This is a genomic window from Pseudoxanthobacter sp. M-2 (assembly GCF_046156265.1).
Classification (GTDB): Bacteria; Pseudomonadota; Alphaproteobacteria; order Rhizobiales; family Segnochrobactraceae; genus CAMDHY01.
The window spans coordinates 320354-341717 of record NZ_JAWDIR010000044.1 but is presented as its reverse complement, the minus strand read 5'-3'; the positions used below and the strand labels follow the sequence as shown (position 1 = coordinate 341717).

Annotated in this window: 20 protein-coding genes; 6 read left to right on the top strand and 14 right to left on the bottom strand. The window is 71.1% G+C overall.

The features are described from left to right. Positions 1-5 precede the first annotated feature (5 nt). Positions 6-1382: a H(+)/Cl(-) exchange transporter ClcA gene (gene clcA, locus RUR49_RS21295; RefSeq protein WP_409148439.1), complete on the bottom strand. Its 1377-nt coding sequence runs from the start codon at positions 1380-1382 to the stop codon at positions 6-8. Positions 1383-1641: 259 nt separating this feature from the next. Here clcA and RUR49_RS21290 point away from each other — a divergent pair, with 259 nt between their 5' ends. Both RUR49_RS21290 and RUR49_RS21285 read left to right on the top strand, forming a co-directional pair. Beyond that, positions 1642-2577, top strand: a complete 936-nt coding sequence (locus tag RUR49_RS21290; RefSeq protein ID WP_409148438.1) for a DMT family transporter — start codon at positions 1642-1644, stop codon at positions 2575-2577. A gap of 4 nt (positions 2578-2581) precedes the next feature. Beyond that, complete coding sequence (locus RUR49_RS21285; RefSeq protein ID WP_409148437.1) at positions 2582-3811, top strand: MFS transporter; 1230 nt, start codon at positions 2582-2584, stop codon at positions 3809-3811. Between the two features lie 25 nt (positions 3812-3836). Here RUR49_RS21285 and RUR49_RS21280 read toward each other — a convergent pair whose 3' ends face one another. Further along, a complete protein-coding gene (locus tag RUR49_RS21280) occupies positions 3837-4772 on the bottom strand; it encodes a TAXI family TRAP transporter solute-binding subunit (RefSeq protein WP_409148436.1) in 936 nt (311 codons plus the stop codon). 526 nt (positions 4773-5298) lie between these two features. On the opposite strand from RUR49_RS21280, the gene RUR49_RS21275 reads away from it, so the two are divergent. Together RUR49_RS21275 and RUR49_RS21270 are read left to right on the top strand one after the other, a co-directional pair. Further along, positions 5299-7101 (top strand): DEAD/DEAH box helicase, encoded by a 1803-nt coding sequence (locus tag RUR49_RS21275; RefSeq protein WP_409148435.1) that lies wholly within the window; start codon positions 5299-5301, stop codon positions 7099-7101. Between the two features lie 186 nt (positions 7102-7287). After that, positions 7288-8253 carry a GGDEF domain-containing protein gene (locus RUR49_RS21270; protein ID WP_409148434.1) on the top strand — a complete coding sequence of 322 codons (966 nt, stop codon included), beginning with the start codon at positions 7288-7290 and terminating at the stop codon, positions 8251-8253. 6 nt (positions 8254-8259) lie between these two features. Here the strand turns inward: RUR49_RS21270 and RUR49_RS21265 are convergent, their stop codons facing one another. The 10 genes from RUR49_RS21265 to RUR49_RS21220 all read right to left on the bottom strand — a co-directional run bounded on the left by RUR49_RS21265 (position 8260) and on the right by RUR49_RS21220 (position 17079). Then, positions 8260-8643, bottom strand: a complete 384-nt coding sequence (locus RUR49_RS21265; RefSeq protein WP_409148433.1) for a TfoX/Sxy family protein — start codon at positions 8641-8643, stop codon at positions 8260-8262. A gap of 38 nt (positions 8644-8681) precedes the next feature. Further along, the gene (gene tenA, locus RUR49_RS21260) at positions 8682-9377 is read right to left on the bottom strand and encodes a thiaminase II (protein WP_409148432.1); all 696 of its coding nucleotides are present in this window, start codon (positions 9375-9377) and stop codon (positions 8682-8684) included. An 11-nt stretch (positions 9378-9388) separates the two neighbouring features. Next, positions 9389-9781, bottom strand: coding sequence for a HesB/IscA family protein (locus RUR49_RS21255; protein WP_409148431.1), 393 nt, complete (start codon positions 9779-9781; stop codon positions 9389-9391). 124 nt (positions 9782-9905) lie between these two features. Then, entirely contained in the window at positions 9906-10328 is a 423-nt protein-coding gene (locus tag RUR49_RS21250) for a VOC family protein (RefSeq protein ID WP_409148430.1), read from the bottom strand. Between the two features lie 3 nt (positions 10329-10331). Continuing rightward, complete coding sequence (locus tag RUR49_RS21245) at positions 10332-10712, bottom strand: SUF system Fe-S cluster assembly protein (protein WP_409148463.1); 381 nt, start codon at positions 10710-10712, stop codon at positions 10332-10334. Between the two features lie 29 nt (positions 10713-10741). Continuing rightward, entirely contained in the window at positions 10742-11989 is a 1248-nt protein-coding gene (locus RUR49_RS21240) for a cysteine desulfurase (protein WP_409148429.1), read from the bottom strand. Then, positions 11986-13365 carry a Fe-S cluster assembly protein SufD gene (gene sufD / locus RUR49_RS21235; protein ID WP_409148428.1) on the bottom strand — a complete coding sequence of 460 codons (1380 nt, stop codon included), beginning with the start codon at positions 13363-13365 and terminating at the stop codon, positions 11986-11988. Before sufD ends, RUR49_RS21240 begins: the two co-directional genes overlap by 4 nt. Then, the gene (gene sufC, locus RUR49_RS21230) at positions 13328-14080 is read right to left on the bottom strand and encodes a Fe-S cluster assembly ATPase SufC (RefSeq protein WP_409148462.1); all 753 of its coding nucleotides are present in this window, start codon (positions 14078-14080) and stop codon (positions 13328-13330) included. The genes sufD and sufC overlap by 38 nt, the downstream gene beginning before the upstream one ends. A gap of 256 nt (positions 14081-14336) precedes the next feature. Continuing rightward, positions 14337-15824, bottom strand: coding sequence for a Fe-S cluster assembly protein SufB (gene sufB, locus RUR49_RS21225; protein ID WP_409148427.1), 1488 nt, complete (start codon positions 15822-15824; stop codon positions 14337-14339). A 73-nt stretch (positions 15825-15897) separates the two neighbouring features. Further along, complete coding sequence (locus tag RUR49_RS21220; RefSeq protein ID WP_409148461.1) at positions 15898-17079, bottom strand: cysteine desulfurase family protein; 1182 nt, start codon at positions 17077-17079, stop codon at positions 15898-15900. Positions 17080-17430: 351 nt separating this feature from the next. Here RUR49_RS21220 and RUR49_RS21215 point away from each other — a divergent pair, with 351 nt between their 5' ends. Beyond that, positions 17431-18087, top strand: coding sequence for an alpha/beta hydrolase (locus RUR49_RS21215; RefSeq protein WP_409148426.1), 657 nt, complete (start codon positions 17431-17433; stop codon positions 18085-18087). Between the two features lie 48 nt (positions 18088-18135). Here RUR49_RS21215 and RUR49_RS21210 read toward each other — a convergent pair whose 3' ends face one another. Continuing rightward, a complete protein-coding gene (locus RUR49_RS21210) occupies positions 18136-19254 on the bottom strand; it encodes an anhydro-N-acetylmuramic acid kinase (RefSeq protein WP_409148425.1) in 1119 nt (372 codons plus the stop codon). A gap of 148 nt (positions 19255-19402) precedes the next feature. Here RUR49_RS21210 and tyrS point away from each other — a divergent pair, with 148 nt between their 5' ends. After that, on the top strand, positions 19403-20656 hold the full coding sequence (gene tyrS / locus RUR49_RS21205; RefSeq protein ID WP_409148460.1) for a tyrosine--tRNA ligase: 1254 nt from the start codon (positions 19403-19405) through the stop codon (positions 20654-20656). A 414-nt stretch (positions 20657-21070) separates the two neighbouring features. On the opposite strand, the gene RUR49_RS21200 is transcribed toward tyrS, so the two are convergent. Further along, the gene (locus tag RUR49_RS21200) at positions 21071-21364 is read right to left on the bottom strand and encodes a type II toxin-antitoxin system RelE/ParE family toxin (protein WP_409148424.1); all 294 of its coding nucleotides are present in this window, start codon (positions 21362-21364) and stop codon (positions 21071-21073) included.

Genomic DNA, 21364 nt, shown 5'->3' with positions numbered 1-21364 from the left:
CGCTCTCAGCCTCGCCCAGGCGCCGGCGGGTCATCGACGCCGACGGGCGACGACATCGGGTCGGAGTGGACGTGCGGCGTCCGCCCGGCGAGCCTCAGCGTCCGCTCGAGCAGCACCTCGTAGATCGGCCGGCCGCGCAGACGCTCGGCGACGAGGTTCGAGGTGGCGCAGGTGACGATCACCGGCAGGATCAGCTCGTAGGCGCCGGTGAGTTCGGCGACGAGCACGACGCCGACGAGCGGGGCGCGGATCGTCGACGAAAACAGCCCGCCCATCGCGGCGATAGCGAAGGCCGCCGCCGTTGTGCCCGGCACCACGAAGGCGAACTCGAGCAACGTTCCGACCGCCAGGCCGATGGCGGTGGCGAGCGCCAGGATCGGCGCGAAGATGCCGCCCGGAACCCCCGTCGAGTAGCTCGCCATCGTGCCGGCGAAGCGCAGCACCGCGAGCAGCAGCAGGATCGTGATCGGCAGGTTCTCCGCGACCATCCGCAGGATCAGCGTCTCGCCGCCGCCAACGGCGTCCGGAAGCACGATCGCCAGCGCGCCGACGGCGGCACCGACGACCAGCGCCGGCACCCAGGGCGCCCGGCGGAAGGTCGTCATCGTCCAGTCGAGCGAGAAGACGAGGCAGCGGTTGAAGACGACGCCGAGGGCGCCGAGCAGCACGCCGAGCAGGGCGAAGGCCGGCAGCAGGGCGAGCGGCATCGCGTCGGTGGAGATCTGCAGATCGGGCGCGGTGCCGCCGACGACCTCGGTGGCGAGCGCGCTCGCGGCGGAGGCGATGATGACGGCGGTGTAGGAGCGGAAGGTGTAGGGGAACTGCTTCCGCGTCTCCTCGATGACGAACAGGATCGCCGCCAAGGGCGCGTTGAAGGCCGCGGCGAGGCCGGCGGCGGCACCGGCGGCAAGCATTCCGCGCACGTCGGTGCGCCCGAGCTTCAGCCAGTCGGAGGCTGCCTGCATGATCGAGGCGCCCATGTGGATCGTCGGCCCCTCGCGGCCCGCCACCAGCCCCGACGACAGCGCCAGCACGCCGCCGACGAACTTCACCGGCAGGACGCGCCACCAGCGCACCTCGCGCAGGCCCTCCATGGCGCCCTCGATCTCCTGCACGCCGCTGCCGGCCGCCTCCGGGGCGAAGCGGCGGGTCAGCGCGAAGGCGGCGAGCACGGCGAGCGCGGCGATGACAGCGCCGCAGGCGATGGCGAGCGGGCCTCGGCCCAGCCGCGCCACCAGCCAGTCCGGCCAGCCGAGCAGGAAGTCGACGCTGAGGTGGAAGGCCGCCCCGACCACACCCACCGCCAGCCCGCAGACACCGGCGACGAGATAGAAGGCACCGTCGGAAATGGTGGCGCCCGCCGGGCGGTCCGCAGAATCCAAGGTTTAGTCCCCCCGCGCGAGTCGCGTGCGTGATCCGTGATCATGAGGACATGGAACGGCGGGCAGTGTCGACCGTCCACGGTCGCGGCACCGCACGCCCCCACCTCCGCCACCGTCAAGGACCGCAGAACCCGCTACCCCTTCCCGTTGCGACGCTTGCCTGCCGACCGTCGTCGCGCTAACCCCGGCGCCTGCCGCTTCACCCCCCGGGGCGGCGGCCGTCGAGGCGCCCGTTCCGCGCCCAGCCGATCGGTTTGCCGTGTCCCTGTCCCCGCGTCCCGGCGGCGCTGCCGCCGTCGCCATCCTGGTCCTCACGCCGGTGCTGTTCTCGACGAACCCCGTCATCGGGCGTGCCGCCGTGGAGAGCACGGGCCCGTGGACGCTGGCGTTCCTGCGCTGGGCGCTCGCCGCCGCCGTGCTGTTGCCGCTCGCCGCACCTGCCTTGCGCCGCCACGCGACAACGCTCGCGGCCGAATGGCCGTGGCTTCTCGGCCTCGGCGCCCTCGGCATGCTGATCTGCGGCGGCGGGCTCTACACCGCACTGCAGACGACGACGGCGACGAATGCGACGCTCATCTACACAACGTCGCCGCTCGCCATCCTGGCGCTCGAGCGGGTGCTGCGCGGCCGGCCGATCCGCCGCCGCGAGGCCGCTGGCATCGTGCTCGCGCTCGTCGGTGTGTTGGTGCTGGTCTCCCGCGGCTCGCTCGACAGGCTGGTCGGGCTCCAGTTCAGCATCGGCGACCTGCTGACCCTCGGCTGCGCCGTCTCCTGGGCGGTCTACACGGTGATCCTGCGGCGCCCCGGGCTCGCCGGTCTGCCCGCCCTCGCCTTGTTCGTTTCCGTTGCCGCAGCCGGAGCGGCCCTGCTCGCCCCGCTGATGGTGTTCGAGACGGTGTCGACGGGCGCCTTTCCGGCGAGCGGCACACAGTGGCTTTCGATCGCCGGGCTGGTCGTCCTCGCCTCGGTCGCGGCCTTTCTCGGCTACCAGGCGAGCGCCCGCCTCGCCGGGCCCGCCGTGACGGGCATGATGATGTACCTGATGCCGGTCTCCGGGGTGGCGATGGCGGTGGTCTTCCTCGGCGAGGATCCCGGCGTGGCGGTGCTCGCGGGCTCGGTGCTCGTCATCGGCGGGCTGATGACCGCCACCGCACCGATCGACCGCCTGCGGGCGGCACTGGCGCGCCGGAGCTGACGTCGTGGCCCGGCTGATCCTGCGCATCTTCCTGCCGTTCGCGCTCGGCTATTTCCTCAGCCTAGCGTACCGGCTGGTCAACGCGGTCGCGGCCCGACCGCTGGCGGAGAGCTTCGACCTCGCCGCCGCTGAACTCGGGCTTTTGACGGCGCTCTACTTCCTCGCCTTCGGCGCCGTGCAGCTGCCGCTCGGCACGGCGCTCGACCGCTTCGGCCCGCGCCGCATCGAGGCGGGCCTTCTGGTCGTCGCGGCGGTGGGTGCGGCGCTGTTCGTGGTCGCAGACGGCTTCGTCCAGCTCGCCATCGGCCGCGCCCTGATCGGGCTCGGCGTTTCCGCCTGCCTGATGGCGCCATTCAAGGCCTACAGCCTGTGGGTGCCGCGCGAGCGGCTGGCGCTCGTCAACGGGCTGCATCTCGCCTCCGGCGGGCTCGGGGCGTTCGCGGCCGGGGCGCCGTCGGAGCTGATCCTCGCCGCCTTCGGCTGGCGAGCCCTGTTCGCGGCACTCGCCGTGCTGACCCTCGCCTCCGCCGCCCTGATCTGGTTCGCCGTGCCGCGCGACCACGAGGCGGCCGCGGACGGACCGGTGGCGGCGCCGGACGGCGGCTACCGGGTGATCTTCACGAGCCGCCGCTTCTGGCAGCTCGGCGTTGGCTCGATCGCCTGCCAGGGGACGTTCCTCGGCTTCGGCACACTGTGGGTCGGGCCGTGGCTGCGCGACGTCGCCGGACACGGGCCACCGCTCGCGGCGGCCTGGCTGTCGGCGATGGCGGTGGCGATGGTCGCGGGCTATCTCGCCAGCGGCAAGATCGCCGACAGTGCCGGGCGCCGTGGCGTGCCGATCGCGACCGTCGCCGCGGCCGGGATGACCGCGTTCACCGTCCTCGTCGCCCTCATCGCCGTGCTGCCCGTCGGACCGGCGGTCTGGCTTTGGCCGGTGTTCAGCTTCCTCGCGACCACCGGCACGCTCTCCTACGCCGCGACCACCCAGGCCTTCCCGAGCCACCTCGCCGGCCGCGCCAACGCGGCGCTGAACTTCCTCGTCTTCGCCTGTGCCTTCCTGCAGCAGTGGCTGACCGGCGTGCTGATCGACGAGTTGATGGCGCTCGGCTGGGAGCGCGTCGATGCGTTCCGCGCTCTCCTCCTCGCCGCGGCCCTGCTGCAGGCCGTCGCCCTCGCCGGCGCCTGGGGCCTTACGAAGACGGGTCGCCAAGGTGCGGCTGCCGAGAGGCCCTGAGCCGCCCGGCCCGTCCGGAAAGCGGCTAACGCCAGCCGCGCTCGCGGTAGTAGCGCAGCGCCCCCTCGTGCAGGGGCACGGGGAACGGCTGCTGCACCATGTCCCTGGGCTTCAGGTCGAACAGCGCCGGGTGCAGGGAATTGACGACGGCGAGGTTCTCGAAGACGGCCCGGACCAGAAGATAGACGTGGTCGGCCGATTCCTCCGTCGAGGTGACGAGGAGCGCCACGGTGCCGATGGTCGGCACGTCCTCGGGCGTGTCGCGATAGAGGCCGCCGGGAACGACCGCCGGGCGCAGGGCCGGGTTGGCGCTCACCACCTTCGCCACCAGGTCGGCCGGAAGCGGAACGATGTCGGTGTCGCAGCTCGTCGTCGCCTCCTGCAGGAGCCCGGTCGGATTGCCCGCCATGTAGATCGCTGCATCGACCTTGCCGTCACAGAGGGCGTCCGCCTCCTCGGTCGGCGCCACCTCGACGACGGCTGCGAAGTCGCTCAGCGTCCATCCGCGGGCAGCGAGCAAGATGTCGAGGAGAACACGCTGGCCCGAGCCCGGCGGCCCGACGGCGACGCGCTTGCCCTTCAGGCCGTCGAAGTCGTCGATGTCGCTGTCCTCGCTCACCACTACGCTCAGCGTCTCGGAGTGAAGGGCGAACACCGCCCGCAGCGCCGCGCTCGGCCCGGCGGCAGCGAAGCGGTCGCGGCCGAGGGCAGCGTCGGCGACGACGTCCGACTGGGCGATGGCGAAATCGACGTGGCCGTCGCGCAGCGCCTCGAGGTTGGCGACCGAACCTTCCGTCGGCGCCACCACGCAGTGGACGCCCGTCACCTTGCGGGAGCGGTTCACCATGGTGCAGATGGCGCCGCCGGCCGGCAGGTAGACGCCGGAGACCGTGCCGGTGCCGATGCTGAGCGTGTCCGTCTGCACCGACGCCACCGGCTGCGCGGCGGCCACGCCGACCATGAACCCTGCGCCCAGAATCCCCAACCATGCCGACGACAGACGCACGCCCACACCTCCCGACACCGCCGCCCGAGTCACGGCGGCCACACGACCCGGCAAAGTATGCACATCCGGGAAAAATGGAATAAGCCAATATTGACTGCGTCCTTTCCGCCGCTCGAAAGGACTTGTTGCAACCGCCGCGCCATCGGCAGGCCGGCGGGCCGCGAAACTCTCCGGCGGCGCCATCGGCTTCACGCCGCTCGGGAATCGGCGGAATGCCTGCCGGTCGGCGGGCGCCGCCGACGACTGGCGGGCGGCGGGGATATTGGTCGGGGCCCCGGCCGCAACGGTGCGACATGACAAACCGGTGCAGGCAATTCCGCCCAGGATGGAGCCATTTTCGCTGGCCGTCGCCCGAAAGACATTGACTTCGCCGGGGTTGGACTTATTTTCCACCTCGGTGAACGGACGCCTCGCGGCGGCCGTCAGGCGTATTCGGTCCGGCAGATCGTCGCGATCGCACGCCGCCTAAACTTACGGTTACATGAGCTTCGAATCTCTCGGACTGAGCGAGAAAGTTCTCGCGGCGGTTGAGGCCGCCGGCTATCGCGAGCCCACCCCCATCCAGGCGGGCGCGATCCCGCACGTGCTGGCGGGCAAGGACGTTCTGGGCATCGCCCAGACGGGCACCGGCAAGACGGCCTCGTTCGTGCTGCCGATGCTGACGCGGCTCGAACAGGGCCGGGCGCGGGCACGCATGCCGCGGACCCTGATCCTGGAGCCGACGCGTGAGCTCGCCGCCCAGGTCGAGGAGAACTTCGTCAAGTACGGGGTGAACAACAAGCTCTCGGTGGCGCTGCTGATCGGCGGCGTCTCCTTCGAGGACCAGGACCGCAAGCTGTCGCGCGGCGTCGACGTGCTGATCGCGACGCCCGGCCGCCTGCTCGACCATTCCGAGCGCGGCAAGCTTCTCATGCAGGGCGTCGAGATCCTCGTCATCGACGAGGCCGACCGCATGCTCGACATGGGCTTCATCCCGGACATCGAGCGCATCTGCAAGCTCATCCCGACCACCCGGCAGACGCTGTTCTTCTCGGCGACCATGCCGCCGGAGATCCAGCGCCTCGTCGCGAGCTTCCTCAAGGATCCGATCCGGGTCGAGGTGTCGCGCCCGGCAAGCACGGTCGACAACATCACCCAGCGCCTCGTCGCCACCGGCACCTCGCCGCAGGACAAGCGTGACACGCTGCGCCGGCTGATGGAATCGGCCGAGGGCCTGAAGAACGCGATCATCTTCTGCAACCGCAAGCGCGACGTCGCCACCCTCTACCGAGCTCTGCAGCAGCACGGCTTCTCGGTCGGCTCGCTGCACGGCGACATGGACCAGCGCGCCCGCACCACGACGCTCGAGAGCTTCCGCAAGGGCACCCTCACCTTCCTGGTGGCAAGTGACGTCGCAGCGCGCGGCCTCGACATCCCGGATGTCAGCCACGTCTACAACTTCGATGTGCCGCATCACGCTGAGGACTATGTCCACCGCATCGGCCGCACCGGCCGCGCGGGCCGGACCGGAGCGGCGCTGACGATCGCCACTGGCGCCGACAGCAAGGCGATCGCCGCCATCGAAAAGCTCATCGGTCGCAAGATCGAGTGGGCCGACGGCGCCCCCGCGGCCGACGAGGCCGCCGCGCCAACCGAGCGCCGCGGCCGTGGTGGCCGCTCGGCGCCGCGTGAGGCGGCGCCCGTCGCCGAGCACGGCACGGAGGCGCCGCGCCCGGCGCGCGGTCGTGGCCGTGGACGCTCGGCGAAGCCGGTGGCCGCCGAGGCTACCGAAGAAGGAACGGTCGTCGAGGCTGGCGCCGCTGTCGAAGCTGCGCCTGCCGAGCCGGTGGCAGCGGAACGTCCGCGGCGGCAGCGGGCCGTCGCGTCGGACCCGGAGTCCCGCAGCAGTCGCAGCCCGCGCTCCGAGCGGAGCGCGCGGCCCGAGCGGGCGCCGCGGGCGGAACAGTCCCCGCGCCCCGAGCCGGCCCCGCGTTCCGAGCCGGCTCCGCGCTCGGAGCAGGCCGCGCGGCCCGAGCAGGCGCGCAGGTCGGAGCAGTCGGCGCGACCGGAGCAGGCCGCTCGCAACGAGCGCCGCGACAGGCCGGAGCCGGTTCGGCCCGACAGCCTCGGTGGACGCAACGAGCGTCGGGGCGATCACCGCCGCGGCGAGGATCGTGACGACCGGCCGGTGGTGGGTCTCGGCGACCATGTGCCCGCCTTCCTGCTGCGCCCGACCCGCATGCCGCGCCCGACGCGGGCCGGCGAGGTCGACGACGCCGAGGAAATCCTCGCCGACGCGAGCTGAATACGACGACGGCGCCCGAGCGGCGCCATGATGAACCGCGCGACACCCGTCGCGCGGACTGCCGCCAGCACCGGGTCCGCGCCGCTTCCGTGTGGCGCCAGCGGCCGGGAAACGCCTCCTTAACGACGTCTGGCTACGTTTCCCCCGTCGCGTGCCCCACGGGCGCCGATGGTGCGGGAGGCGGGGATGACGTCATCGGCGGAGGGATCGGCGCCGGCGCAGCCGGACGGTGGCGCGCCTGATCGGATCGCGGCAGCCGGCCCGGCCAGCGCAGACCTGGCAAGCGCAGACCTGGCAAGCGCGGGTCAAGCAGCCGAATACCCCGTTCCGGCTGATCCGCTGGCGGGCGTCAACCCCGCGCTCGCCTCGGCCTTCGCGGCCATCGCCGCCCTCGTCTCGTCCAGTGACACCGGCGCTCCCGGCAATGCCGCGTCCGCGCTCGCCGTGCGCCGCGCCGCTCTCAACCGCGCGGCCGCCCGCCTCGACGGCGGCCTCGCCGTGCTGGCCGAAGCGCGGCGCGCGCTCGCCGGTGACGCCCCGGCCGCCGCCGTGGCCGCGGCAGAGGCCGAGTGCCGGCGGCTCTCGTGCGACCTCGCCCTCTACTTTCCGAGCCTCGCCTCCGCCGAGGAGCTCGACCCGAGCCTTCCCGGCCGCCCCGAGTTCGAGGCCGTCATCGACCGGCTTTGCGAGACGACGCGCTCGCACGGGCGCTCGTCCTCGATGCTGCTGATGGGCGTCGATCGGCTGTCGCGGCTCGATGCGGCGCACGGCGAAGGTGCGAGCGCCAACGTGTTGGCCGCCGTCGGCCGGGCGATGACGTCGAGCCTCTCGGGCATCGCCCGCGTCTTCCGCTTCGACCTCGACGTCTTCGCCGCCGTGCTGCCCGACGTGCCGCTGCGGCAGGCGGTGGCGGTGGCCGAGAACCTGCGACGCTCGATGATGGGCCGGCGACTGGTGAGGCGATCGTCCGGAGACCTGCTCGGCCGCATCACGCTGTCCGCCGGCGTCGTCTCGACGGTGGCCGATGCCGACCCCGCCGCGGCGGTGGAGCGCGCCGTGCGGTGCCTCGGCGAGGCGCAGTGGCACGGCGGCAATCGCGTTGTCTGCGAGACGGACCCGGCCTTCGAGCAGACGCTGCGGGCGATCGCCTGAGGGCCGCTACGGCGCCAGCGTGGAACGGGACCGCTTAGCGGCGGGCTTGCCTCTCCGCCCGCCCGCCTTCTTCGCCGCCGCCCGGCCCGCCGCCGACTGGGCCAGCATGACCCACGGCCGCAGCGCGTCGGGATCCTCCAGCGCTTCCTCGGGCGCGCGTCGATAGGACGTGAGCACCCGCCGCTCGCCCTTGGCGAGGTAGGAGAAGGCCGCGAGCCCTGCCGCGTCGAAGGCCGGCGCGGTCTCTGCATCGGACTTGAGATAGAGGACGTCGTCGGCGACGAAGGCGACGATCAGGCCGTCGAGATAGACGCTCTGCCCGCCAAACAGTCGGCGGATGCCGACGCGGCCATAGGGCGAGAACAGCTCGTGGAGCCAGTCGGGGTCCATCCTCGTCCCCTCCCCGCGCCTGTCGCCGCCGCGACGGATCAGTCGGCGCGCGTCAGACCCATCTGCCAGAAGTCCGCTTCCAGCCGGGTCGCCTGGCGGAAGATGCCGGCGAGGCGGTCGAAGCGCGCCTCCGACAGCCGCACCGCCGCCGAGGCTTCGAGCGCCGCCCGCGACCGTCGCGCGACCTCACGGTAGCCCTCGCCGGCATATTCGGCGATCCAGTCGCGGTAGGGGTTTCCAGCATCGAGCGCGCCCGGACGGGCGGCGAGCGTCGCGCCGATCTCGGCGTAGCCGACGACACAGGGGGCGAGCGCCACCTGCAGGTCGAGGAGGTCGCCGCGCAGGCCCGTGTCGATCACGTAGCGCGTGTAGGCGACGGTGGCGCGGGCCTCGGGAACCGTCTCGAGTTCGGCCGCCGTCAGGCCCCAGCCTTCGCAGAGCCGCACGTGCAGGCTCATCTCGTCGAGGATCGCCGAGACGCCGGAAGCGGCCTGCCGCATCTCGGCCAGCGTGTCGCCCTTGAAGACGGCCAGCGCATAGGCGCGGGCGAACTGGATGAGGAAGAGATAGTCCTGGGCGAGATAGTGCCGGAAGCTCTCCACCGGCAGCGTACCGTCGCCGAGGCCGCGCACGAACGGGTGGTCGACATAGGCGTCCCAGTCGGACGCCGTGGCCGCCTTCAGGCGCTCGAAAAGATCGCCGCCGTTGTGGTTGCTCAGAGGCGAACCGCTCACGTCGGCAAGGCTCACGCGGGGACGCCGTCCGCAAGCGCGCCAGGGTCGGCCGCCACCAGCGAGACGGATTCACCGCAGCCGCAGGCCGAGACCTGGTTTGGGTTCTCGAAGACGAAGCCGGTCGAGAGCTTCGAGGCGCGGAAGTCCATGCGGGTGCCAAGCAGGAACAGCACTGCCTTCGGGTCGACGTAGACGCGGGCGCCCTCGGTCTCGACGAGCTCGTCGCCGGGCGTCGCCGCGTCGGCGAGCGCCACCGTGTAGCTCATGCCGGCGCAGCCGCCGTTCTTGATGCCGACGCGCAGGCCGGAAACCGGGCGCTCGGACGCCTCGACGATCTCACGAACGCGCGCCGCAGCGGCGGGCGTGATGCTCATGACGGACGGACGGGGACGAAGGCTCGCCATCGCGTTGTCTCCTCCGGCGGGCCGATCCGGCGCCGCCACCTCTTGAATGTAGGGATTCGGGAAGGCTCCCGGAACCCCTCGGACGACAATGAGAATTGGTCGAAGCCCAAACTCTCGCTGCCGGTCAGTAATTCGCCCACAGGCCGGGCGTCGCGAGCTCGACCAGATGGCCGTCCGGATCCCGGAAATACAGGCTGACGGCACCGCGCGGCCAGACCATCTCCGACTCGATCTCCACCCCGGCTTCCGCGAGCCGCGCGCGCCATGCAGCGAGGGAGTCCGCCGCAATCGCGAAGGCGAAGTGCATCGGCCCGCTGCCGTCGTGCGGCGGTATGGAGCCGCCGGGCAGGGTCACCGTCTCCTGGGTCGCGCCGCGCAGGAACAGCAGGAAGACGCCGGCCGGCCCAACCGGGTAGGCGCAGAGCCGCTCGTCCGCGAACATCGGTGCGAAACCGAGCACCCCCTCGTAGAACGACCGCGCCTTGGCGAGGTCGTCGACATAGACGCCGGTCTCGAGGACGCCGGTGATCGGCGGCGCGGCACCCATCGTTCAGTACCAGTCGAGGGCGACCTTCGCCTCTTCCGACATCCGGCTCGGGTCCCACGGCGGATCGAAGGTCATCGCCACCTTGACGTCGCCGACGCCCTCGACGGAGGCGACGGCGTTCTGCACCCAGCCCGGCATCTCGCCGGCGACGGGGCAGCCCGGCGCTGTCAGCGTCATGTCGATCGCCACCGTGCGGTCGTCGTCGATGTCGATCTTGTAGATGAGCCCGAGCTCGTAGATGTCGCACGGGATTTCGGGATCGTAGACCGTCTTCAGGGCGGCGACGATGTCGCCCGTCATCCGGTCGAGTTCTTCCGGCGCGATGGCGGAGACGGCTGCGGGCGCCGCCGTGCCTTCCGGCACCGGCGCGGCGTCTTGCGTCATCAGCGTGGCATCATCCATGACAGTCTCGCTCATGCGAAGAATCTATGGGCCTTGTCGATGGCATCTGCAAGGCGGTCGACCTCGGCCCGGGTGTTGTAGAGCCCGAACGAGGCGCGGCAGGTGGCGGTGACGCCGAGGCGGTCCATCAGCGGCACCGCGCAGTGCGTGCCGGCCCGGACCGCGATGCCCTCGCGGTCGAGGATGGTGGCGACGTCGTGCGGGTGGGCGCCTTCCAGCGCGAACGAGACGATGGCGCCGCGGCCCGGCGCATGGCCGTAGGTGCGCACGGAATTCAGCCGCGACAGCCGCTCGTCGGCATAGTCGCGCAGGTCGTTCTCGTGGGCCGCGATCGCTGCCCGGCCGAGGCCGTCGACATAGTCGATCGCCGCGGCGAGCCCGATCGCCTGGGCGATCGGCGGCGTGCCGGCCTCGAAGCGGAACGGCGGGTCGCCGTAGGTGACGCCGGTCTCGCTGACGGTGCGGATCATCTCGCCGCCGCCCTGGTAGGGCCGCATCGCGTCGAGCAGCGAGCGCTTGCCGTAGAGCACGCCGATGCCGGTCGGCCCGTAGAGCTTGTGGCCGGTGGCGACGTAGAAGTCGGCGTCGAGCGCCCGCACGTCGACGGGCAGGTGGACGGCGCCCTGGCAGCCGTCGACGAGCACCGGCACGCCGCGGGCGTGGGCGATGCGCGTCACCTCGGCGACCGGCACGACGGTGCCGAGCACGTTCGACATGTGGGTGATGGCGACGAGCTTGGTGCGCGGCGACAGCGCCTGCTCGAAGGCATCGAGGTCGAAGCTGCCGTCGTCCTTCAGCGTCACCCACTTCAGCACCGCGCCCTGGCGCTCGCGCAGGAAGTGCCACGGCACGATGTTGGAGTGGTGCTCCATGACGGTGAGGACGATCTCGTCGCCCGCGCCGATGTTGACCCCGCCCCAGCTGGAAGCGACGAGGTTGACCGCCTCGGTGCCGCCCTTGGTGAAGATGATCTCGTCGGTGGAGGGGGCGTTGAGGAAGCGGCGCACCGTCTCGCGCGCCGCCTCGTAGGCGTCGGTCGAGGCGTTCGACAGGAAGTGCAGGCCGCGATGGACGTTGGCGTAGTCCTCCGCATAGGCCTGCCGGATGCGGTCGAGCACCGGCGTCGGCTTCTGGGCAGAGGCGGCGTTGTCGAGATAGACGAGCGGCTTGCCGTGCACGGTGCGCGACAGGATCGGAAAGTCCTGCCGCACGCGCTCGACGTCGAAGGCCGGCGCGATCCTGGTGTCGATCATCGTCATGTCGCCTCGCCTCCGATCGCCGCGAGCCGCGCCCGCAGCCGACCCGTCAGGGCCTCGGAAATCGCCTCGTCGCCGAGGCCCTCGATCGCCTCCGCCAGGAAGGCTTCCAGCAGCAGCGCCTCGGCCACCGCCTTCGGAATGCCGCGGGTGCGCATGTAGAAGAGCGCCGTCTCGTCGAGCCGGCCCGACGTGGCGCCGTGGCCGCACTGCACGTCATCGGCGAAGATCTCGAGCTCGGGCTTGTTGATCGCCTCGGCGCCGTCGCCGGTGAGGATCGCCTGCGTCATCATCCGCCCGTCGGTGCGCTGCGCCTGCGGGGCGACGCAGATCTTGCCCTGCACCACCGAGCGCGCCTCGTCGGCGACGACGGCGCGGAAGCGCTCCTTGCTCGCGCAATCCGGCACGGCGTGGTTCATCACCAGCGTCGCGTCGGAGTGACGGCGGCCGTCGAGATGGGTCGCGGCCTCGAAGCCGACGCGGCTGTCGGGGCCGGAGAAATCGACGAAGCCCTGATCGCGCGACAGCGCCGCGCCGAAGTTCACCGCGAGACGGTCGAGCGCGCTGCCGGCCCCGAGTCGGGTGACGAGGGTGGCGAGATGCAGCGCCGCCTCCCCCTCCTCCTGCAGCCGCGCCCAGGTGACGCGTGCGCCGTCGGCGATGTCGAGCTCGATGGCGGCGCTCGCCTGGTAGGCGATGCCGGCAGGGCCGGCGTGGTGCTCGAGGAATCGCACGGTCGCACCCGTGCCGACCTCGACGACATGGCGCGTGGTGACGGCAACGGCTGCGTCGGCCACGACCAGTGAGAGGATCGCGATCGGTTCGGCGACGGTTGCGCCCGCGGCGACGCGGATGACGACGCCGTCCTGCCAGAAGGCGGTGTTGAGGGCGAGGACCGGGTCCTCGTTGCCGGCGGCGAGCCGGCCGATCGGCAGGTCGGCATCCGGCAGCCGCGCCCGCTCGGCGAGCGAGGCGATCTCGACGGCACCGTCAAGGCCTTCGAGGGTGCTGAGGCCGGGCTCGAAGCGGCCGTTGACGAAGACGATGCGGCGGCCGGCGAGCCCGTCCCAGTCCCACGCCGCGGCGACAGCGGTCGCGGCTGCGGTGGCGTCAGCCGCCGGCGCCACGGGCGCGAGCGCACCGAAGGCGGCGCGCAGGTCGGTGTACTTGTAGGCCTCGACCCGCCGGCTCGGCAGGCCCGTCGCGACCACCGACGCCCCGGCGGCGCGGCGCTGGTCGCCGAGGCGGTCGGCGCCCTCCGGGAGGGCGGCGACGCGGCTCGCGAGGTCCTCCTCGGCGGCGGTCAGGCGTCGGCGCATCTCGGCGTTCATCGTGCCGTCCTCACGCCGCCGCCGCGCCGAGGTACTCGGCGTAGCCACGCTCCTCGAGCTCCAGCGCCAGGCCGGGGCCGCCGGTCTTGACGATCTTGCCGCCGGACAGAACGTGCACGACGTCCGGCACGATCAGGTCGAGCAGCCGCTGGTAGTGGGTGATGACGAGCATGCCGCGCTCCGGCGAGCGGAGCGCGTTGACGCCGTCGGCGACGATGCGCAGCGCGTCGATGTCGAGGCCGGAATCGGTCTCGTCGAGCACGCAGAGCCGCGGCGACAGCACCGCCATCTGCAGGATCTCGTTGCGCTTCTTCTCGCCGCCCGAGAAGCCGACATTGACCGGCCGCTTCAGCATCTCCGGCGAGATGCCGAGCTTGTCGGCCTCGGCGCGCACGCGCTTCATGAAGTCGGCCGTCGACAGGTCCGGCTCGCCGCGCGCCTTGCGCTGCGACGTGAGAGCCGCCTTCAGGAACGTCATGTTGGCGACGCCAGGGATCTCGACCGGATACTGCAGCGCCAGGAACACACCCGCCGCAGCCCTCTCCTCGGGCTCGAGCTCGAGCAGGTCCTGCCCGTCGAGGGTGATCGTGCCTTCGGTCACCTCGTAGTCGTCGCGGCCGGCGAGCACGTGCGACAGCGTCGACTTGCCCGAGCCGTTCGGACCCATGATCGCGTGCACCTCGCCGGCGCCGATCGTCAGGTTCAGCCCGTGCAGGATCTCGCGGTCGCCGACGGAGGCGTGGAGGTTGCGGACCTCGAGCAGGGCATTCGTCATCGTCGTCTCGCTCATGCGTCGTGTTCTTCTCGTTCGCAGCGCCGGTGCTTCCGTCGCCTGTCAATCAGATCGGCGTCATCCCGGACGCGAAGCAACGCGGAGCGATCCGGGACGCAAGCTCACTGTCGGACGCGCCTTCGGCGCGGGCTGGGCGCTCGGTCCCGGATCGGCGCTCGCTCTCGCTCGCTTGTCCGGGATGACGCATCGCGTGCGTCTGCGCCTGTCCGCGACGGCGGCGCCGTCCCTATCCGACGCTCCCCTCCAGGCTGACGCCGATCAGCTTCTGCGCCTCGACGGCGAACTCCATCGGCAGCTGCTGGATGACGTCCTTGACGAAGCCGTTGACGATCAGCGCAACCGCCTCCTCCTGCGGGATGCCCCGCGAGCGGCAGTAGAACAGCTGCGCGTCGGAGATCTTCGAGGTGGTCGCCTCGTGCTCGAACACCGCCGTCTTGGTCTTCGCCTCGATGTAGGGGATGGTGTGCGCCCCGCACTGGTCGCCGATCAGGAGCGAGTCGCACTGGGTGTAGTTGCGGGCGCCGTCGGCCTTGCGGTGCGCCTGCACCAGGCCGCGGTAGGTGTTCGACGAGTGACCGGCGGAGATGCCCTTCGAGATGATCCGGCTCGAGGTGTTCTTGCCGAGGTGGATCATCTTCGTGCCGGAATCGACCTGCTGGTAGCCGTTCGACACCGCGATCGAATAGAACTCGCCACGCGAGTTGTCGCCGCGCAGGATGCAGCTCGGGTACTTCCAGGTGATGGCCGAGCCGGTCTCCACCTGCGTCCACGAGATGCGCGAGTTGTGGCCGCGGCAGTCGCCGCGCTTGGTGACGAAGTTGTAGATGCCGCCGCGGCCTTCCTTGTCGCCGGGGTACCAGTTCTGCACCGTCGAGTACTTGATCTCGGCATCGTCGAGGGCGACCAGCTCGACGACGGCGGCATGCAGCTGGTTCTCGTCCCGCATCGGGGCGGTGCAGCCCTCGAGGTAGGAGACGTGCGCGCCCTTGTCGGCGATGATCAGCGTGCGCTCGAACTGGCCGGTGTTGCGCTCGTTGATGCGGAAATAGGTGGAGAGCTCCATCGGGCAGCGGACGCCCGGCGGGATGTAGACGAACGAGCCGTCGGAGAAGACGGCGGAGTTCAGCGTCGCGTAGAAGTTGTCGGTGACCGGCACGACGGAGCCGAGGTACTGGCGCACCAGTTCCGGGTGCTCGCGCACGGCCTCCGAAATCGAGCAGAAGATGACGCCGGCCTTGGCGAGCTCCTCCTTGAAGGTGGTCACCACCGAGACGGAATCGAACACCGCGTCGACGGCGACGCGCGAGCCGGACGCCGTGCCCGCCCCCTCGACACCGGCGAGGATCTCACGCTCGCGCAAGGGGATGCCGAGCTTCTCGTACATGGCGAGGAGCTCCGGATCGACCTCGTCGAGGCTCTTCGGCCCGGCGGTCGACTTCGGCGCGGAATAGTAGTGCAGCTCCTGGAAATCGATCGGCGGGTAGTGCACCCGCGCCCAGGTCGGCTCCGCCATCGTCTGCCAGCGGCGGAAGGCGTCGAGACGCCACTCCAGCATCCACGCCGGCTCGTTCTTCTTCGCCGAGATGAAACGGACGATATCCTCGTCGAGGCCCTTGCGGACCGTTTCGCTCTCGATCTCCGTGACGAACCCGTACTTGTACTGATCGACGTCGATCGCGCGCACGCGGTCGACCGTCTCCTGGACTGCCGGCATCTCGCTCTCCATCCACGGCGGTTTCAAGGACCGCTGGTTGCAGAAGCCTGATTTCGACGCCTCGCGGCGCCCCTCAGGCGGCCTGTCCGACGCTCGGTCGAAGCCGGGCCACCAGTTTCCGCCACGCGGCGAGGAACCGCGCGACGTCGTCTTCCTGTGTCTCCCAACCGAGACTGACGCGGATCGCTCCGCGGGCCAGCTCGCCCGGAACCCCCATCGCCGACAGCACCACTGACGCGGCGACCTTGCCGGACGAACACGCCGCCCCGGACGAGACCGCGACACCGTCGAGGTCCAGGGCGATCACCGCCGTCTCGGCGGCGATGCCCGGGACCGCGAAGCACGACGTCGCCGGCAGCCGCGGGGCATTGCGGCCGAACACGACCGTGGCGCCACACATAGTGTCGAGGTCGGCTTCGAGCCAGTCCCGAAGGCGGGAACAGCGCTGGATTTCCTCTAAATCGACTTTTGCCGCGGCAGCGGCGGCGCCGAAACCGGCAATCATCGGCACCGCTTCCGTGCCGGCGCGGCGCCGGCGCTCCTGGCCGCCCCCGGTCAGAAGCGGCGGCACCGACAGGCCCGGACGGACGACGAGGGCGCCGACGCCCTTCGGACCGCCGATCTTGTGGGACGACAGCGAGAGGAGATCGGCCCCGAGGGCGCGCATGTCCACCGGGATGCGACCCGCCGCCTGCACGGCGTCGACGTGCAGGAGCGCGCCGGCCGCATGGACGAGGCGCGCCGCCTCCGCGACCGGCTGCACGACGCCGGTCTCGTTGTTGGCGAGCATCAGTGAGACGAGCGGCCGCTGGCCCCGCGCCCGCGCCTGCTCCAGCATGTCGGCGAGCTGGTCGAGCCGGACGACGCCGTCCCCGTCGACGGGCACGACGGCAACGTCGTCCGGACGGAAGCGTCCGCCCGCGGCCACCGAGGGATGCTCGATCGCGGAGACCAGCAGGAGAGGATCGCCTCCGCACAGCGCCGGCGACAGCGCCGTGACGTTCGCCTCCGTCGCGCCGCTGGTGAAGGTGATTTCGGCGGAGGACGGAGCACCGACGAGGGTGGCGACGGCGGTGCGCGCCGCCTCCACGGCGGCCCGAGCGCGTCGCCCCTCGGCGTGCACGGAGGACGGATTGCCCGCGAGGTCCAGCGCCGCGTACACCGCCTCGCGCGCCACCGGCCGCAGCGGCGCGCTCGCCGCCCAGTCGAGATAGCTGCGAGGCGTGCCGGCGCTTGCGCCGCGGCCCTGGACCATCCACATCCCCTGACGCTGGCGAGCCTCGCCCGCGGCTGCGTCCACCGGTTCACGTCGACCGTCGAGACACCGGCCGAATTGAGGCGACGCTTGCAAATCCTTGCGTCACCGACGATAACCGGCGCCGACGAGGGCAGGATAGCACTGTCGACGCGGCTTACGCTGGCGAGCAGGGCTCGACAACGTTTCGAATTGTTCTAACGATTTCCCTTGTAGGGACAGCCCTCTAGGCCGTCAAGGCAGACGGACGAGGCAGTCCCGGAGCCCGGTTTTCCTCGCCGACAGCCCGTCGCGCCGCCGTCGCGACTGACGCTTGCCCTGATCTTCCTTCTCAGGAGACCCTGCCCCGCTATGCCCGAGGTCATCTTCAACGGTCCCGCCGGACGGATCGAAGGCCGCTTCCAGCCCGCGAAGCGCCGCAACGCCCCGATCGCCATGGTGCTGCACCCGCACCCGCAGTTCGGCGGCACCATGAACAACCAGATCATCTACCAGCTGTATTACATGTTCGCGAAGCGCGACTTCGCGGTGCTGCGCTTCAATTTCCGTGGTGTCGGCCGCAGCCAGGGCGCTTTCGACCACGGCCAGGGCGAGCTGTCCGACGCAGCCTCCGCCCTCGACTGGGCGCAGAGCATCCACCCGGACGCCCGCGCCTGCTGGATCGCCGGATTCTCGTTCGGCGCCTGGATCGGCATGCAGCTTCTGATGCGGCGCCCGGAGATCGAGGGCTTCATCTCGATCGCGCCGCCGGCGAACCTGCATGACTTCTCGTTCCTGGCGCCCTGCCCGTCGTCCGGCCTGATCGTCCACGGCGACATCGACAAGGTGGTGCCGCTCAAGGACGTGCAGAACCTCGTCGACAAGCTGAAGACGCAGAAGGGCATCATCATCGAGCAGCGCGTGCTCGAGGGTGCCAACCACTTCTTCGAGGACCGCGTCGACCCGCTGCTCGGGATCTGCTCGGACTATCTCGACCGTCGCCTCGCCGCGACCGCCGACGCCGCCTGAGGGCGGCCGTCGAAGCGGTGACTGCTCAAGCCCGGCGCGCGTGGCCGCTCAGGCCGCCCGCAGCCGCGGCCCGACCCGCCGGCCGCCGGTGAGCGGCCGCGCCACGCCGGTCGTGCCGGGGAAGGTGATCGGCAGGCCGCGCAGGGACCGCACCGCAAGATAGGCGAAGGCCTGCGCCTCGATCGCATCCGCCGACCAGCCGAGCGCGTCGGCGCTGTCGACCATGACGCCCGTGCGGGCAGCGAGCGCCGCCATCAGTACCGGGTTGCGGGCACCGCCGCCGCAGACGACGATACGATCCGCCCCGCCGGCCAACGCCAATCCGCGCGCCACCGTCTCGGCGGTAAACTCCACCAGCGTCGCCGCGGCGTCTGCCGTCGAGAGATGCGCCACCAGCACTGCGGAAAACGCGTTGCGGTCGAGCGACTTCGGCACCGGCCGGGCGAAGTACGGGTTGTCCATCAGCACCGAAAGCGCCGCTTCATCGACCGAGCCGGCAGCGGCGGTGCGGCCGCCCTCGTCCATGCGCGCGCCGGTTCGCGCGCCCATCAGGTCGTCGATGAGGGCATTGCCGGGGCCGGTGTCGAAGGCGACGAGGCCATCGTCGGCGCCGATCAGCGTGAGGTTGGCGACGCCGCCGACATTGAGGATCGCGACGGGCCGCGGCAACGCAGCGGCGGCTGCCAATGCGCGGTGGTAGACGGGCACCAGCGGCGCCCCCTGCCCTCCCGCCGCGACGTCGTCGGCGCGAAGGTCGAACACCACGGGAATGCCGAGGGCCTCGGACAGCGCCGCGCCGTCGCCGACCTGCACCGTCAGCCGCCGCTCCGGCGCATGGAACACCGTCTGGCCGTGGAAGCCGACCACCGTGATGCCGGCGGGGTCGATGGCGTTGTCGGCGAGGAAGGCCCGTACCGCCTCGACGTGCGCGGTTGTCACCACCGCTTCGGCGGCAGCGAGCGCCGGCGGCCGGGCATCGCGGTCGGTGAGCGTCGTCGCGGCGGCCAGCGCCGCGCGGATCGCCTCGCGCTCCGCGCTCGCATAGGGCCGGAAGCCGCTCGGGCCGGGGCGGACGACCGCCTCGCCGTCCGTCTCGATCAGCGCCACGTCGACGCCGTCCATCGACGTCCCGCTCATCAGTCCGATCGCGCGCACGGTCTCCGCCATGGCGACGCCTCCCTTTCGCGTGCAACAGCCCGGTCAAACCGGCTATAGAGCCGCCAGCTTAACACGAGGAGAACCGGCGCCACCGCCGGCAGGACGAGAGACCGAGACGATGACCGACGCCGCCCCTTCCGTCCCGACCGAAGCCGCCATGCCGGCCTTCCGGTCCGCCTTCCTGTCGACGCTGGCGGCGCGCGGCTATCTGCACCAGTGCTCGGACCCTCAGGCGCTGGACGGCCTGCTCGCCGGCGGCACGGCCATGCCCGCCTATATCGGCTTCGACTGCACCGGCCCGAGCCTGCACGTCGGCCACCTGATGGGCATCATGATGCTGCGGCGCTTCCAGCAGGCCGGCCACAAGCCGATCGTGCTGATGGGCGGCGGCACCACCAAGGTCGGAGACCCCTCCGGCAAGGACGAGCAGCGCAAGCTCCTCACCGATGCCGACATCGAGGCGAACAAGGCGTCCATCAAGACCGCCTTCGACCGCTTCCTCAGCTTCGGCGACGGGCCGACCGACGCGATCATGGTCGACAACGCCGAGTGGCTCGACCAGCTCGCCTACATTCCGTTCCTGCGCGATGTCGGGCGGCACTTCTCGGTCAACCGCATGCTCACCTTCGATTCGGTGCGGATGCGGCTCGAGCGCGAGCAGCCGCTGTCGTTCCTCGAATTCAACTACATGATCCTGCAGGCCTACGACTTCGTCGAGCTCGGCCGGCGCTACGGCTGCCGGCTGCAGATGGGCGGCTCCGACCAGTGGGGCAACATCGTCAACGGCATCGACCTCGGCCGCCGCGTCGCCGACTTCGAGCTGTTCGCCGTCACCTGCCCGCTGATCACCACCGCGTCGGGCGCCAAGATGGGCAAGACGGCGGCGGGTGCCGTCTGGCTCAACGCCGACATGCTGTCGCCGTGGGACTACTGGCAGTTCTGGCGCAACACCGCCGACGCCGACGTCGAGCGCTTCCTGAAGCTCTTCACCGACCTGCCGCTCAAGGAGATCGCCCGCCTCGCGGCGCTGCCGGGCCAGGAAATCAACGAGGCGAAGAAGGTGCTCGCCACCGAGGCGACGGCGATGCTGCACGGCCGGGAGGCGGCTGACGCCGCCGCCGAGACGGCGCGGCGCACCTTCGAGGAAGGCGGGCTCGCCCAGTCGCTGCCGACGGTGGAGATCCCGCAGGCCGACCTCGACGCCGGCCTCGGCCTGCTGACGGCGATCGTCCGTGCCGGCCTCGCCACCTCGAACGGCGAGGTCCGCCGCGCGATCGCGAACGGCGCCATCCGCGTCAACGACACGGTGGTCAGCGACGACAAGGCGGTGCTCGGCACCGGCCACATCGTCGAGGGCGTGGTGAAGCTCTCCAACGGCCGCAAGAAGCACGTGCTGCTCAGGCCGGTGTGAGCGGTCGTGCTTCTCTGACGGGCCACGCCGGTTTGACTGCCTAGCAAGAACGTCGCGCGAAGCGCGTCCGTAACCCCTCCCCCCTCGCGGGGGAGGTCGGGAGGGGGCCGCCGCGCGCTAGCGCGGCGGGCTTCGCAAGATGCGGAACCCTCGCACGCCGCCAGCTGCGCCGGCGGCGCCCCCTCCGGCCGGCTGCGCCGGCCACCTCCCCCACGAGGGGGGAGGGGAAACACGCGTCAGTCGCTTGAGCCGAGCGTCGCCGAGAACCTTGCCAACCTCTCCGTCGTCATTCCCGGCCTTGTGCCGGGAACCCATGCGACGGCTGCAGCAGTTGCGTCGGCAAGACGTCGGGTGACCATCATTGCGGCGAGCTATGGTTTCCCGGCACAAGGCCGGGAATGACCCCGTGGTTCGCTACGCAACTTCGTCTCCATCGATCTTGCTGCGCCCGTGCAGCACGCGGATGATCAGGATGCCGTCGGCGGCGATGCGGTAGAGCGTCAGGTACTGGCCGGCAACGAGGCAGCGGAGACCGGGGAGGATGTCCTCCCGTGCGACGCCTGAGTACGGATAGAGCGAGAGTTGCTGCCAGCGCCGCTGGATGGCGTCGAGCACACGGTCGGCAGCAGCCGGGCTCTCGATCGCGATGCTCACCCAGACGTCGATGAGGTCCTCATCGGCCCGATCCGTGCGGATGATGGGCAGCAC

Bases quoted from the DNA above. Each gene is read 5' to 3' on its own strand.
- RUR49_RS21265 (WP_409148433.1), bottom strand. From the start codon at position 8,643: ATGGACCCCGACTGGCTCCACGAGCTGTTCTCGCCCTATGGCCGCGTC.
- RUR49_RS21255 (WP_409148431.1), bottom strand. From the start codon at position 9,781: ATGGCGAGCCTTCGTCCCCGTCCGTCCGTCATGAGCATCACGCCCGCC.
- RUR49_RS21270 (WP_409148434.1), top strand. From the start codon at position 7,288: ATGACGTCATCGGCGGAGGGATCGGCGCCGGCGCAGCCGGACGGTGGC.
- RUR49_RS21220 (WP_409148461.1), bottom strand. From the start codon at position 17,079: ATGGTCCAGGGCCGCGGCGCAAGCGCCGGCACGCCTCGCAGCTATCTC.
- tyrS (WP_409148460.1), top strand. From the start codon at position 19,403: ATGCCGGCCTTCCGGTCCGCCTTCCTGTCGACGCTGGCGGCGCGCGGC.
- RUR49_RS21250 (WP_409148430.1), bottom strand. From the start codon at position 10,328: ATGGGTGCCGCGCCGCCGATCACCGGCGTCCTCGAGACCGGCGTCTAT.
- RUR49_RS21275 (WP_409148435.1), top strand. From the start codon at position 5,299: ATGAGCTTCGAATCTCTCGGACTGAGCGAGAAAGTTCTCGCGGCGGTT.
- RUR49_RS21280 (WP_409148436.1), bottom strand. From the start codon at position 4,772: ATGGTCGGCGTGGCCGCCGCGCAGCCGGTGGCGTCGGTGCAGACGGAC.
- RUR49_RS21210 (WP_409148425.1), bottom strand. From the start codon at position 19,254: ATGGCGGAGACCGTGCGCGCGATCGGACTGATGAGCGGGACGTCGATG.
- sufB (WP_409148427.1), bottom strand. From the start codon at position 15,824: ATGCCGGCAGTCCAGGAGACGGTCGACCGCGTGCGCGCGATCGACGTC.
- RUR49_RS21245 (WP_409148463.1), bottom strand. From the start codon at position 10,712: ATGACGCAAGACGCCGCGCCGGTGCCGGAAGGCACGGCGGCGCCCGCA.
- RUR49_RS21240 (WP_409148429.1), bottom strand. From the start codon at position 11,989: ATGACGATGATCGACACCAGGATCGCGCCGGCCTTCGACGTCGAGCGC.
- RUR49_RS21215 (WP_409148426.1), top strand. From the start codon at position 17,431: ATGCCCGAGGTCATCTTCAACGGTCCCGCCGGACGGATCGAAGGCCGC.